The organism is Coleofasciculus sp. G3-WIS-01 (assembly GCF_040223135.1).
GTDB lineage: Bacteria > Cyanobacteriota > Cyanobacteriia > Cyanobacteriales > Coleofasciculaceae > Coleofasciculus.
The window spans coordinates 1-12240 of record NZ_JAVJZI010000216.1; the positions used below are offsets into that span (position 1 = coordinate 1).

Here is a 12240-nt window from a genome sequence, read left to right on the forward strand (position 1 = left end):
GGTTGCCCCTCCTGTGAGGTATGGTTGCCTCAATCTCCTTTCGGGTAAAGTTAGCTTCGCCAATGTTATCGGTCGGTAACTATCCAAAAAGCACTGTTTCAGTGACCTTAAAACTGTTTAACTTTTCGGTTCTAGAGCAGTAGACTAGCTACGTATCTACGCACCATCTCTTGAACACTTGCCGATAACGTAGTCAGTTAAGACTTAAGCTGGTCAGAATGGCTTGTTAGACTTCTCTTTCAAGCCTCATGCCTTTAGGCTGAGGTTCCTGACCCATAGTTTAAGCGGATTTAATAGTGGTCTATTACTTTCGCGTCCGCTGCACGAGGAACTTGGATGAGCTAGCGTTCAGTTAGCCCGTCGTGATCAATTGCCGATAACGGCTGAGGATTGATGACTGACATTCCAAGCGCCGATTTGTCGAGCCAGTAATCTCGCCAATTGAATATGCAGATTGTGACTGGCTTTGTAGGCGAGGAAGTGAGCGACAGGAAATTTCCCCAATAAACTCAAATCCCCTACTAAATCTAAAAGTTTATGACGCACTGGCTCATTTGAAAATCGCAAAGGCGGATTCAACCATCCGTGATCGTCGCAAACTAAGGCATTCTCCAAGCTACCGCCTTTAATTAAACCGCGATCGCGTAGCTGATCAACTTGGTTGGCTAAACCAAAGGTTCGCGCCGGTGCGATCGCTTCCGCAAAATCCTCTTGTTCCGGTGTCCAGCTATACCATTGATTGCCAATGGCTGGGTTATCAAAATCAATGCCGTAGGTAAATCGGGTGATCGGTGCGGGTAAGGCGGCGACAAAGGCATCGTCTCGACAAACCCAGATGGGTTCCCCAACAAACATCGGGGAAGCTAGAGGAGATAGATGAGACGAGTTTTGGGGACATTCACTCTCCACAATCCCTACCTCCTGAATCGCTTTCACCCAAGCCAGCGCCGAACCATCCAACAGGGGAACTTCTGATCCATCAATTTCAATACAAGCATTGTCCACTCCACTCCCGGCGAGGGCGGCGAGTAGGTGTTCTACTGTCCCTACTGTGGCATCTGAGTCAGAGCAATTGATAGAATTCTCACAATTTTCAGCCCTCAATTGGGTAGAAAGCATTGTGCCAGAGACAGCCTCCACTCGCGCTGGAATCACAGGCTTCTTTGGCAGGTCAACTCGAACAAAATATCGTCCCGTCCCGGCTACAGCAGGCAAGATGCGAACAGTGGTGGTGATCCCACTGTGCAATCCAATACCTGATCGTTCAAAAGCAGCACCCAAAGTGTAGTTGGTCATTTGTTATTCGTCATTCGTCATTCGTTATTTGTCATGGGGGAACTGTTGTTTTTTGCGTAGGGGCGGGTTTTACTACTATCGTTTCTTATCTCACCCAGATGTAACTCGCGCCCGCCCCGACTGAGAGAGTAAAAACTGGTGCATTAAAAGCGTTCTCCGATACCGAAGTGGAGACGGCTTTCTCCTTCATCATTAAACCCATAATCCACACGAATCGGACCAAGGGGGGATTGGACTCGGATACCAACCCCGACACCAAAGCCGGTGCCAGGTTTATCGCGAACGATCGCAGGTTCACCAGGTACATCATCACCTGTACCTAAATCGCTGGCAAAGTCAGCAAATAAAGCACCGCCAACTACAGAGATAATCGGAAAACGGTATTCTGCGGTTGCTTGGATAAAGCTGCGACCTGAACCCACTTCTCCCTCATCGTAACCGCGCACTGAGTTACTACCACCCAGAGAAAAGGCTTCGTAGGGGGGTAAGTCTCCCAGCGCGGTTCCAGCTTGTAGATTAAAGGCAAGGGCTTCGGCGCCTTCGGTGAAATTGGTAAATTCTACGGGTAAATAGTAACTGTAGCTTCCGCGCAGGCGACTGAGCAAGATATTCCCTTGACCGATGGGAATCGTCTGTTCGACTCCGAATCTGAGTAGAGAGCCACTGGTTGGTCGCAGAGGATTATTGCGGCGATCGCGCACAGCACCTAGTTGTAGGGTAAACAGATCATCGGTTCCGTCGCCACTGAAGCTTAAATCATTACCCAATTCATCCTCTGGACTCAAGTCACCATCAGAGTCTCGAATCGACACGTTTTGATATTCAAATCCCGCTGATGCTGTCCATTCAGAGCGCCGATAGAGGTCACGGGATAATGGACGAGTAAAGTTGATTCCACCACCAGTACGAACCACACGGGGGCGGTCACCATTTTCTAGTTCGACCTCAGGATCACCGCCGTCGAAAATCAGAGAAATCGAGCGGCGTCGGAAGGCATTCACAGTATAGGATGTGCGGAAGGAATCGCCAGCAATCCAAGGGTCTGTAAAACGAAGGTCAAACAGTAGGGCGCGTTCTCCCACCTGGAATTCTGCTCCCAGGGTTTGATTATTACCACCGAGGTTTTGCTGCTGATAGCTAACCGTACCAAATAAGCCACTGGCAGAGCTGACTCCCGCCCCAGCCGCCAGGGAGCCTGTATTTCTCTCAATCACATCCACCACAACCACCACTCGACGGGGGTCAGTTCCCGGAGCAAAGGAAAGGCGCACGTCATCAAATAGTCCTAGACCAAAAACTCGTCGCAAATCCCGTTCAGCAATTTCCCGGTTAAACACATCACCCTCATTGAGTTGCATCTCGCGGGTGATGATAAAGGGACGGGTGCGTCCGCCAATAGGTTCGTCCCCTTCCGTGAGTAAGCGAATTTGTTGACCCTCGTCATCCAGTATCGGTTCTCCCTCTTCATCGAGATAGCGTACTGCAATCTCTTCAATCACGCCTTCTGCCACAGTCAAGGTAACAATGCCATCATCGTTGATATCTGAGGCATCAACCACTTGAGCTAGGTCATACCCCTGTTCTTCATACCATTCGTTTAACTGTTGAACGCCTTGTTGTAGGTCATTCAGGTTAAGAATCTCACCATATTGCTCTTGAAAAATAGTATCAACCACCTCCTGAGGCAAAACCCGCGCCTCGGCTTCTATGGGAACAGTATTCACCGCAACCTGACGCAGTACAGGGTTAGGTTCAACGACAAAGGTAATCCGCACGCCCAAGGGGGTATCTTCGGGTATAACGTCTACACTTCTGAAGAAACCTGTAGCAAAGACGGCATTCACATCTTGCTGTAACTGAGAGCGAGTTGTTGCTAATCCGGGTTGGGTGCTAATCGCTCGAAAAATCTCGTTTTCTAGTTGTTCTTGCGGTCCGGTGTAATCCTGGAAGTTAATGAAGACTTCTGATACGAGAACTCGTGGTTCTGGCTGATTGGCGGGCGGTGTTGGTGAGTCAGTTGGGGGGACTTGAACTTGGACATTTAAGGGAGGTGTAGGGGTTACCGTTGGTGCTGCTGTGGCATGGACGGCTTGATGATTTAAAGTGGGGGGTTGAATGGGTGTTAATTGTGTCGAACTTACCTCAATTGGATGAATAGCTGGGTTCTCTAGAATCGGCTTAGAGTTCGATTCTGTCTCACTTCCAGGACTCTCTTGTACCCCATCGGTCGTTTCTATCACCGTTTGAGCAGGTGTTGTTTCCGGGTGTTCTAGCGTCCCCGTTTTCTCATGTTCTCTTAACTCATCCTGTTGACTGCGGTCAAATACCAGGATGGGTGGGTCAGTCGTTTGCCCATGGCTAGGGGAGTTCGATAAACCGATGCTAGTTGTTACAGCGAGAATTGCCGTTAATAAAGGAGATAAGCGCATGATCCTCAGATTTTTTGACACGTCCACACACCACGTTGATTGCAAGAATTGCGATCAGCTGTTATCTGTTGTCCACTGCTTGTTAATGAGTTAAGGGATTGGCTGCTTAACCAGCTTGGTTAAGTTGATCGAGTAGCCTTAAACCTAAGCAGTCATCACTGAACCGATACAGGAAAAAATACCAGGATTTTTATCACCTCGCTTACTCTTGAGCAATTAAGTCTCCCAAGCCCAGCGCAGCTTCCTATACCCACCCGTTAACAAGCGTCAGAAAAAGGCAGACACCCTAAACCTTACAGCCTTTTGCTCTATGCCTTCTGCCTGCTGCTTTCTTGGGCTAGCACTCGCTCTAGAACTTGCTGATAGGCTTGTTCTACCTGTCCTAGATCCCGACGAAAGCGATCTTTGTCCATGACTCGCTGTTGAGGATCGGTTTCTCCTTGGTTCCACAAACGACAGGTATCGGGGCTAATTTCATCGGCTAAGAGCAACTGTTGGTTGGTATCAATGCCGAATTCTAGCTTAAAGTCCACCAGGGTAATACCGCAGCGTTGGAAAAAGGCAATGAGACTCTGGTTGACTTGCAGTGCTAGTTGTTCTAGCTGGTTGACTTGGTCGGGGGTTGCTAGTTCTAGGAGTAATAAGCGATCGCGCGTTAGCAAGGGATCTCCTAATTCGTCCTTCTTATAGTAAAATTCCACGAGGGGCTTGGGTAGGACTTTGCCCAGGGGTAATCCAGTTTGTTGACACAGACTCCCGGCGGCAATGTTCCTCACCACGACTTCCACGGGCAAAATTGTCACTCGTTTGACCCGCATCTGGTTGGGGGTGGGACAGTCGATGAAATGGGTACAAATGCCAACAGATTCCAGAAACTCAAACAAGTGCGCCGCGATCGCGCAATTCATTTCGCCTTTGCCCACAATTTGACCTCGCTTTTGGGCATTAAAGGCAGTAGCATCATCTTTGTAGACGGTTAGGAGAATCTCTGGGTCTTCAGTCGGATAAAGGATTTTGGCTTTGCCTTCGTATAGTTTTTGCGGTTGAGACATAATCAGGGTTTACTCCATAGAATCCTCAACTATAATCTTTGATGGAGTTGAGGAGCGTTCAATCAGGATAGTACATAACCAGGAAGGCTCTCTCGTACTTAGGGTGATCAGGAAAAGTTATTACATCCGGTCAAAGGCTGGCTGGATCAGGCATTTCCTGTTAAACCTTCATCTAAGCTCCCCAGGATAATCTCACTGAAATCTTTGATGAGCGTGATCAGAGGAATTACTAGGGATGCGCTTAAGATAGTTCCGGATAAGTTCAAATATTTTTCGGTTACCAACAGCAGACAAAACCCACTCAAGATCACTAAAATAGTAAGTAGTGGGAGTCTAAACAATTTGTACCATCAATTATTTGAGTCAGATGAGGGTGGCAAACGTCTGAGAAGCTGTCCTTGAATTTTTGTACTGACTAAAAGGACTAGACTAGACCCAAGACCCACCGATGAGGGGTTGACTCCTGAGTGCTGATCTACGATCACACTTCGCTTATGGGAAATTTGCGCCGCGTTAGTCCCAGCACGGCTTCTGGTGAGACAGTATGTCACCAAGCTTATTCTTGTCATGTGCCAAGGAAAGGATGGGATCAATACCGTTAAGTTTTTTGAGAAATAGGGGGGAATTAGATTGTAGTTTATCGACAATAGCTTTTTTAGGAGAGCCAAATGACCAATCGAGATGAGTTTTTCTATCCGCACAGTCGCTATTACGGCAATATCAAGCCAGAAAATTTGGTGTTTAATGCCAATTTACAAGAATTCGCGCAACAGGTAAACTACATCTGCAACTTAGAAACAGCAGGTAAAGTTGAACCTGAAGCTGCATATAAACAAATTAAAGATTTGTGGCATAGGTTAAGACGAAGTAAACAAGAACTGGCAGTTGGTCAGCATCCTTTCCGTAGGGATGACAGGGAGAAATAACCTGTAGGGGCGACTCGCTTGCACTAATGAACAATTGTATCCATTTAATGAACTCGGGTCGCCCGTTTAGGGTTAAAGTCGGGAACACGGGAATTTTGGACATAATGTTTAAGCTAATCCTGACCTAGGGATGCGTTTATGGCGAAGACAGCGCAATTACGAACTTAAGACCAAAAACGCCGAATTAGCCACGTCACAAAAGCAGCAATAAAGGCGACAGTTAGGGTGTAGGTGAGGGGGATAGCAGGTTCAACCCAGGGTTTAGGAACAAGTTGAGAATTGGTAATCAGCAACCGCATGGGGTCGTTCGGGTCTTCACCTAAGCTTATCTAGAGAGGCGACAAACGAAACGTGGGCTAGCCTCGTTCCCAGGCTCTGCCTGGGAATGCCTCTGTTGAGGCTCTGCCTCCCGTAGTCGCGACACCAGCCCCTGACAAACCCCTCCCTAACCCTCCCCTCGTCAAGGGGAGAGAACTGGAATGACCAATAATTAATAAATTATGTATTCACTGTTGGCTTTTGCAAAAATTGTTTAAGTCTTTCCAAACTACTAAGTTTTTTAGCGGTTGTAGATGGGTCAGGCTGCGATAATATATCGATCGCGATGTTGTTAATTTCTAGGCTGTCTGACTCAGACTCGTCAGTTACAGGAGCAAAACCGCGTGTTCTTGGTTCAGTTTCAGGGGTGACGTATTCCAATTCGGCTAATGTGGGGAGTAAATCGGGGGGAAGGCAATCACCCACACTATCAAGTTGAGATTTGGCGGTTTGATAAAGCTGATTTAAGTTCGGGTTAACCTGGATGATTGAGAGTAAACTAGGGGCGATGTCTGATTCCCAGGTTTCGGGTTCGAGATATAATCGATGGGAAATATCGGTAAGTTCTGCTGTTTCTTGTTCAGTGAGAGAGGTGTCCAAGTCTCGAAGAGCAAGCAATAGCGCCAGTAATGTATTATTCGCGGTTAGATTATCCATCAGGAACTCTCAATAGTGTTACAAAATACGAAGTAAGAGGAACGGCGATCGGTGACACCCTATATTATGTGATTCTACAAGCAGCCATTTCAGATTTCGGATTCTTTTTTGCTCAGCAACAAAATTTTTAAGTTAATTTGAAAATCTTGATGGGGATAAAAATCAAGCCAAATAACTTATGATAAAGTTTAATTGCCCAACTCTGGGAGATGGCAGCAATGGATAGGGAAGCGTTGGTCGTCGGGATTAATCTTTATCCGTTACTCCGAGACGGACGGACGAAAAAACCCCGACATCTGGATAAACCCGCCGCCGATGCTGAAGCAGTGGCGCAGATTTTGGAAACTTATGGACAGTTTCGGGTGCGCCGATTACCAGAAATTTATGACCAAGAGGGGAACCCCCATGTAGCTGCTAAACCTCATCCCACCCAATTGGTACGGGTAAAAACGTTACAAGAAGCGATCGCAAATTTATTTTATCCCCCCAGTCGCCAGGTTCCGGATACGGCGTTACTGTTTTTTGCTGGACATGGTTTAAGGAATGACCAAGGGGGAGTCAGTGAAGGATTTTTGGCAACCAGTGATGTGAAACCCCAAGATGGTAAATGGGGGGTTTCGTTGCAATGGTTACGGCGATTACTGCAAGAGAGTCCCGTGCGTCAGCAGATTGTTTGGCTGGATTGCTGTCATAGTGGGGAATTGCTTAACTTTTTGGAAGCTGATCCGGGGGCGGTGGGGGAAGCACGCGATCGTTGTTTTATCGCGGCGTCTCGTGATTTTGAGGTGGCGTATGAGGAATTTGGCGGACAGCATGGGGTATTAACCGGGGCGCTGTTACCCAGTTTGTGTCCAGAGGGAAAGTCACAAGGATGGGTGACGAATTATAGTTTAGTCGAGGCGATTAATCGTCAGTTATTGACCTCACGTCAACGTCCGATTTTCCACAACTCTGGCGGTGAGATTCTGCTGACGGGGAGAAAGGAAACCATTGAACGGGCGGTATTAATGGCGGGAGTCTGTCCCTATAAGGGATTGGAGTCTTTTGAGTTTAATGATCACGATCCCAAGTATTTTTATGGGCGAACTGCATTAACCGATCAGTTGTTGGCGAAAATACGCCAGGGGAATTTTCTGGCGGTGGTGGGTGCGTCGGGGAGTGGTAAGTCGTCTCTGGTCAAGGCGGGGTTACTATATCAGTTGAAACTGGGACAGCGTTTGTCGGGAAGTAGCGAATGGCAAATTCGGATTTTTCGACCGGGAGAACATCCGTTAAAGAGTTTAGCCTTGGCGTTGGTGGATGAGGCGACGGAGTCAGGAGACGTTGAACGATTGGCGTCTCAGGGGGCGGCGGGTTTAGCGGAGTTGGTTCGGGCGATTGATGCGCCTCGTGTGGTGTTGGTGGTGGATCAGTTTGAGGAAGTGTTTACCCTGTGTCAGGATGACAGGGAACGACAGCAGTTTTTGGAGTGTTTACTAGGAGTGACCTCTCCCCTAACCCCTCCCCTGCAAGGGGAGGGGAATATGGCGGCGGCTGATCCGTTGAGTAATGTTGATAATGTAGGGGCACCATCCTTGCGCCCTAGTCGGCGTCCGAATCTGCGCCCGAACCAACCTATCACCTCAGACCAGAAATTACTAGATTATCAGCAAGGGCAAGGTTTAGAATCGACCTCTCCCCTAACCCCTCCCCTGCAAGGGGAGGGGAATATGGCGGCGGTGGATCTGTTGAATAATGTTGATAATGTAGGGGCACCATCCTTGCGCCCTAATCAGCGCCCGGATGTGCGCCCGAACCCCGATATCGTCTCAGATCATCAGCAAACACAAGATGAAATTCTTGCTCCCCCTTCCGTGCAAAAAAAGGGAAGCATCCTCTGGCTTCCCCCTTTCAAAGGGGGACGGGAGGGGGATTTAAAGGGGAACGAGGGAGGTAGGAAGGGGGCTGGAGGGTTACATCTCACCGTGGTAATTACCATGCGGGCGGACTTCTTTGGTAAATGTGCTGAACAGGAGTATGGGGGACTCGCTAGCCGCATCCAAGAGAATTTGGTCACCATCACCCCAATGAAGACTGAAGAATTAGCCGCCGCCATCACCGAACCCGCCAAACAAGTCGGCTTAGAAATCGAGCGGGAACTGGTGACTCAGATGCTCCATGATGTCGAAGGACCCGGAAGTTTACCCCTATTGCAATATACCCTAACCGAACTGTGGCGGCAGCGTCAGATGAATCTGTTGACTTTGGCAGATTATAGCAAGATGGGAGGGGTCAAGGGAACGCTGCAAAAACGGGCAGATCAGGTGTATTTGTCTCTGTCTGAAGAACAGCAATTGATTGCTAAACGGATTTTTCTGGAATTGACCCAACTGGGAGAAGGAACTGAAGACACCCGGAGACAGGTATTTAAACAAGAGTTTATCAATGATGAGTTATCGAAGGAATTAGTTGAGCAGGTGATAACCCAGTTAGCCGATGCGCGGTTACTTGTCACCTCCCAACTGCGGGTGCGGGGAGAAAGTGGGGCGACGTTAACGGTAGTGGATGTGGCACACGAAGCTCTGATTCGCTATTGGACACGCCTGCGCCAGTGGCTGAATGAAAACCGGGAGGCGATGCGAAAAGAGCGCAAGTTAGCCGTACCTGTCGGAATTCTACCAAAATTGAACGTCTCTACAATTCAATCCTAAATCCCCGCATGACCTAACGCTAAACCCGCAACCAGCATCCCCAGAACCAAAAACGGTTGAGCGCTGGCTTGATATTTGACATCATTTTCCAGGGGCGATCGCAGAAAATACATATCCTGAAATGTAATCTGAGGCACAATTAACAGCAGCAGGATTGCCGCATAGAGATTTTGATGAATGCTAATTAAATACCCCGCAATCCCAGCTTGAAAGATATCAATCATCAGCACACAAATCCAAGCCGCCGTACCCACGCCAAACATCACCGGAATAGACTTCAGCCCCAATTGGCGATCGCCTTCCACACTCTTGAAGTCGTTAACCACAGCAATGCCTAAACCTGCCAGACTATAAATCAGGGTAAGAATCGCAATCGTCCAATTCAGATCCCCAAATAAAGCATGACCCGCCCACCAGGGAAGGGCAATATAACTCGCACCCAGGGCATAGTTTCCCAGCCAGCCATTCTTTTTCAGTTTCAAGGGCGGCGCTGAGTAAATATAAGCGAGAAACGCCCCAAAAAGCGTTAAACAGGTTAAAGTGGGAAACTCATGACCCACCCATTGATCCAACCCATACGCCACGCCGATACCCGCCAGCAGCAGCACAACAATCTGAGTCACCACTTGGGGAACCGAAATTGCCCCAGAAGGAATCGGGCGGTAGGGTTCATTAATCGCATCTAATTCGCGATCATAAAAGTCATTCAGGGTTTGAGTATACCCCGCCATCAACGGACCTGATAGTAACATACAAGTCACCGCTCTCAGGATATCTTCCGGTGTCCAGGTATATCCACCGCCCGACGCTGCGCCACACACAACCCCCCAGATTAGGGGAATCCAGGTAATCGGCTTCATTAACTGGAGACGAATTTTCCAGATAGATTTTTCACCCGGGGCGGCACCTTTCATCCCTAGGAGTTGCCGGGTTTTAGCACTTCGATCTGTTGATTCGGTTGAGGGAGAGTTAGACATAGGAGTTTTGAGTGTTGAGTGTGTAGGGGCGGGTTTAGGGATTTCCTTATTGGTATTGATGGTAACATTTGTACAAAACCCGCCCTAACCGATACGTAGAGGCAGGTTTAACTATTATCGTTTGAAATGGTGCGTTACGCTCCTTTGAAATGGTGCGTTACGCTCCGCTAACGCACGATGGCGGCGTGACACAGCTAAAATTGTGGAATAGATTTGACCTTTAAACCGGGCGCACGCCGTGCGCCCCTACAATGCTAATCCACCAATTAAGGTGTGCCACACCACTACCCACCCTACCCACCCCGACATAAGACATAAGACATAAGACATAAGACAATCAGAACGAAATTATTAAATGCCGATCTTGGAACTTTGCCCCTTTCACAGATTGACCGCTCAGTTGGGGAGGAAGCCAAATATTGCGCCGCTGATCGCCTGCTTCGATCGTCACCTCCGGGCCATATTGGGTGAGTTTCACCTGCTTTTTGTCAAAGCCCGGTAAAAACAAACTGACTTGACGATTTGCCACATCTATGCTAATAGATTTAGGCATTTGCACCGCTTGTTTAAAATCAGGCAGGGCATCAATTAACGGTTGCCAGTCAGCGCTCGTCGATAACTGGGGCAAGGCACTAACCGTTAACGGGGCAAATTCAGCCGCTAAAGTTTCCGTTGCCGGAATTTGGTTCAACAGAACCCCCCCCACCGTCAGATTAACCTGCTGGGCGCTACCCCAGAAATATTTGGCAGTCGCGAGGGCAGCGGTATCTCCCGTCGTCACTAAATAAGCCGCGACGCGGTTGGGGTCAGCCACAGCGTTTTTGCCCTGATCCAGCATTTGGTTGGTTTGCTGAGTCGGTTTTTGGGCAAAGTCGTCGGGTGTCCAGGTCACATTGAGAATAGCGCTGGTGACGGGCTGGATAAACGGGGAAATCGTTTTACCCAAATCCGACTCCGTAAAAATTTGGCGAAAGCGGCGAAAATACCAACTGAGAATTTCTGGCATCCCCAGCATTCTCAGAGTGGCTTGGTCGCCGCTGCCATCGTAGATAATCACATCATACTCACCACTGCCATCGTATTCACGAATCTCGTTCAAGCCTAAAGCACTATCCATACCCGGTAAAATGCCCAGTTCTTGACCATAGACATTTTTCAGCGTTGGCGATCGCAAATACTGTGCTTCTAGCTTTTTCACCTCTTCCCAGCTACGTTCGAGGAGGAGGGTAGACTGAAGCTGAACTGCTTTCAGATTCGGTTCCACCTCCGTCGGATCAGCCCTAGGAAATGTTCCCAATAACAGTCCGAACGCCGGGGTAGGATCTTGCCCGATTAAAAGGACACGCTGACCGAGACTTGCAAATTTTTTAGCCGCCGCGATCGCAATTGTGGTGCGACCGGTGCCGCCTTTGCCTAAAAAGGTGAGAATAAAAGCCATGATTTTGTTGGACGCTGATGACTGAAGTCGCCACTAACTGACGGGTTTGAGTTCATCTTCAAAAAACCAGGTTGCCGTATTGTCGTCAAACTTGACGATCACACCGACGCCGCTGCCATCTGTCACTTTAAAATCTTTGACGATGCCAACTTTCCCTAGTTTGTTAATGATATCGCCAGACACCCGGTCTCTGAGACGACAGACTTGAACTTTTTGACCAATCTCCATTATTGCTTCTAGTAATTCTAATAGGATGAACCATTCCAAAGTGTAGCGGAATCTGGGAAGTTGTGAACATGTAGGGGCGGGTTTGATCACTAATGCTGCGGTTCAAACCATTAACTGAACTAAACCCGCCCCGACCAAGGCTTACTCCCAGACGCGCCATGGCGCGTCTCTACATGCTCCCAGACGCGCCATGGCGCGTCTCTACATGCGCCCAGACGCGCCAAGGCGC

General features: G+C 48.6%; 10 protein-coding genes. 2 read left to right on the forward strand and 8 right to left on the reverse strand.

Annotated elements, in window-relative coordinates:
- Positions 1-366: 366 nt before the first annotated feature.
- The 3 genes from lpxC to purC form a co-directional block, all read right to left on the reverse strand.
- A complete protein-coding gene (gene lpxC, locus RIM23_RS22305; RefSeq protein ID WP_446369416.1) occupies positions 367-1296 on the reverse strand; it encodes a UDP-3-O-acyl-N-acetylglucosamine deacetylase in 930 nt (309 codons plus the stop codon).
- 143 nt (positions 1297-1439) lie between these two features.
- Entirely contained in the window at positions 1440-3725 is a 2286-nt protein-coding gene (locus tag RIM23_RS22310) for a BamA/TamA family outer membrane protein (protein WP_446369418.1), read from the reverse strand.
- 308 nt (positions 3726-4033) lie between these two features.
- Positions 4034-4777 carry a phosphoribosylaminoimidazolesuccinocarboxamide synthase gene (purC, locus tag RIM23_RS22315; RefSeq protein WP_446369420.1) on the reverse strand — a complete coding sequence of 248 codons (744 nt, stop codon included), beginning with the start codon at positions 4775-4777 and terminating at the stop codon, positions 4034-4036.
- Between the two features lie 668 nt (positions 4778-5445).
- Here purC and RIM23_RS22320 point away from each other — a divergent pair.
- Positions 5446-5703, forward strand: coding sequence for a DUF7219 family protein (locus RIM23_RS22320; protein ID WP_446369422.1), 258 nt, complete (start codon positions 5446-5448; stop codon positions 5701-5703).
- 164 nt (positions 5704-5867) lie between these two features.
- On the opposite strand, the gene RIM23_RS22325 is transcribed toward RIM23_RS22320, so the two are convergent.
- Entirely contained in the window at positions 5868-6002 is a 135-nt protein-coding gene (locus RIM23_RS22325) for a hypothetical protein (RefSeq protein WP_446369424.1), read from the reverse strand.
- 199 nt (positions 6003-6201) lie between these two features.
- The gene (locus RIM23_RS22330) at positions 6202-6678 is read right to left on the reverse strand and encodes a hypothetical protein (protein ID WP_446369426.1); all 477 of its coding nucleotides are present in this window, start codon (positions 6676-6678) and stop codon (positions 6202-6204) included.
- 218 nt (positions 6679-6896) lie between these two features.
- Between RIM23_RS22330 and RIM23_RS22335 the strand changes: the two genes are divergently transcribed.
- On the forward strand, positions 6897-9368 hold the full coding sequence (locus RIM23_RS22335) for an nSTAND1 domain-containing NTPase (protein WP_446369428.1): 2472 nt from the start codon (positions 6897-6899) through the stop codon (positions 9366-9368).
- Here the strand turns inward: RIM23_RS22335 and chlG are convergent.
- The 3 genes from chlG to petP all read right to left on the reverse strand — a co-directional run bounded on the left by chlG (position 9365) and on the right by petP (position 12011).
- Positions 9365-10345, reverse strand: coding sequence for a chlorophyll synthase ChlG (gene chlG / locus RIM23_RS22340; protein ID WP_446369430.1), 981 nt, complete (start codon positions 10343-10345; stop codon positions 9365-9367). The two genes, RIM23_RS22335 and chlG, sit on opposite strands and share 4 nt — an antisense overlap.
- Before the next feature lie 337 nt (positions 10346-10682).
- Entirely contained in the window at positions 10683-11783 is a 1101-nt protein-coding gene (locus RIM23_RS22345) for a Get3/ArsA fold putative tail anchor-mediating ATPase NosAFP (RefSeq protein ID WP_446369432.1), read from the reverse strand.
- 33 nt (positions 11784-11816) lie between these two features.
- Positions 11817-12011: a cytochrome b6f subunit PetP gene (petP, locus tag RIM23_RS22350; RefSeq protein ID WP_446357664.1), complete on the reverse strand. Its 195-nt coding sequence runs from the start codon at positions 12009-12011 to the stop codon at positions 11817-11819.
- Positions 12012-12240 lie beyond the last annotated feature (229 nt).

Excerpts from the sequence above, each read along its gene's own strand:
- lpxC (WP_446369416.1), bottom strand. The coding sequence starts at position 1,296 with ATGACCAACTACACTTTGGGTGCTGCTTTTGAACGATCAGGTATTGGA.
- RIM23_RS22310 (WP_446369418.1), bottom strand. The coding sequence starts at position 3,725 with ATGCGCTTATCTCCTTTATTAACGGCAATTCTCGCTGTAACAACTAGC.
- purC (WP_446369420.1), bottom strand. The coding sequence starts at position 4,777 with ATGTCTCAACCGCAAAAACTATACGAAGGCAAAGCCAAAATCCTTTAT.
- RIM23_RS22320 (WP_446369422.1), top strand. The coding sequence starts at position 5,446 with ATGACCAATCGAGATGAGTTTTTCTATCCGCACAGTCGCTATTACGGC.
- RIM23_RS22325 (WP_446369424.1), bottom strand. The coding sequence starts at position 6,002 with ATGCGGTTGCTGATTACCAATTCTCAACTTGTTCCTAAACCCTGGGTT.
- RIM23_RS22330 (WP_446369426.1), bottom strand. The coding sequence starts at position 6,678 with ATGGATAATCTAACCGCGAATAATACATTACTGGCGCTATTGCTTGCT.
- RIM23_RS22335 (WP_446369428.1), top strand. The coding sequence starts at position 6,897 with ATGGATAGGGAAGCGTTGGTCGTCGGGATTAATCTTTATCCGTTACTC.
- chlG (WP_446369430.1), bottom strand. The coding sequence starts at position 10,345 with ATGTCTAACTCTCCCTCAACCGAATCAACAGATCGAAGTGCTAAAACC.
- RIM23_RS22345 (WP_446369432.1), bottom strand. The coding sequence starts at position 11,783 with ATGGCTTTTATTCTCACCTTTTTAGGCAAAGGCGGCACCGGTCGCACC.
- petP (WP_446357664.1), bottom strand. The coding sequence starts at position 12,011 with ATGGAGATTGGTCAAAAAGTTCAAGTCTGTCGTCTCAGAGACCGGGTG.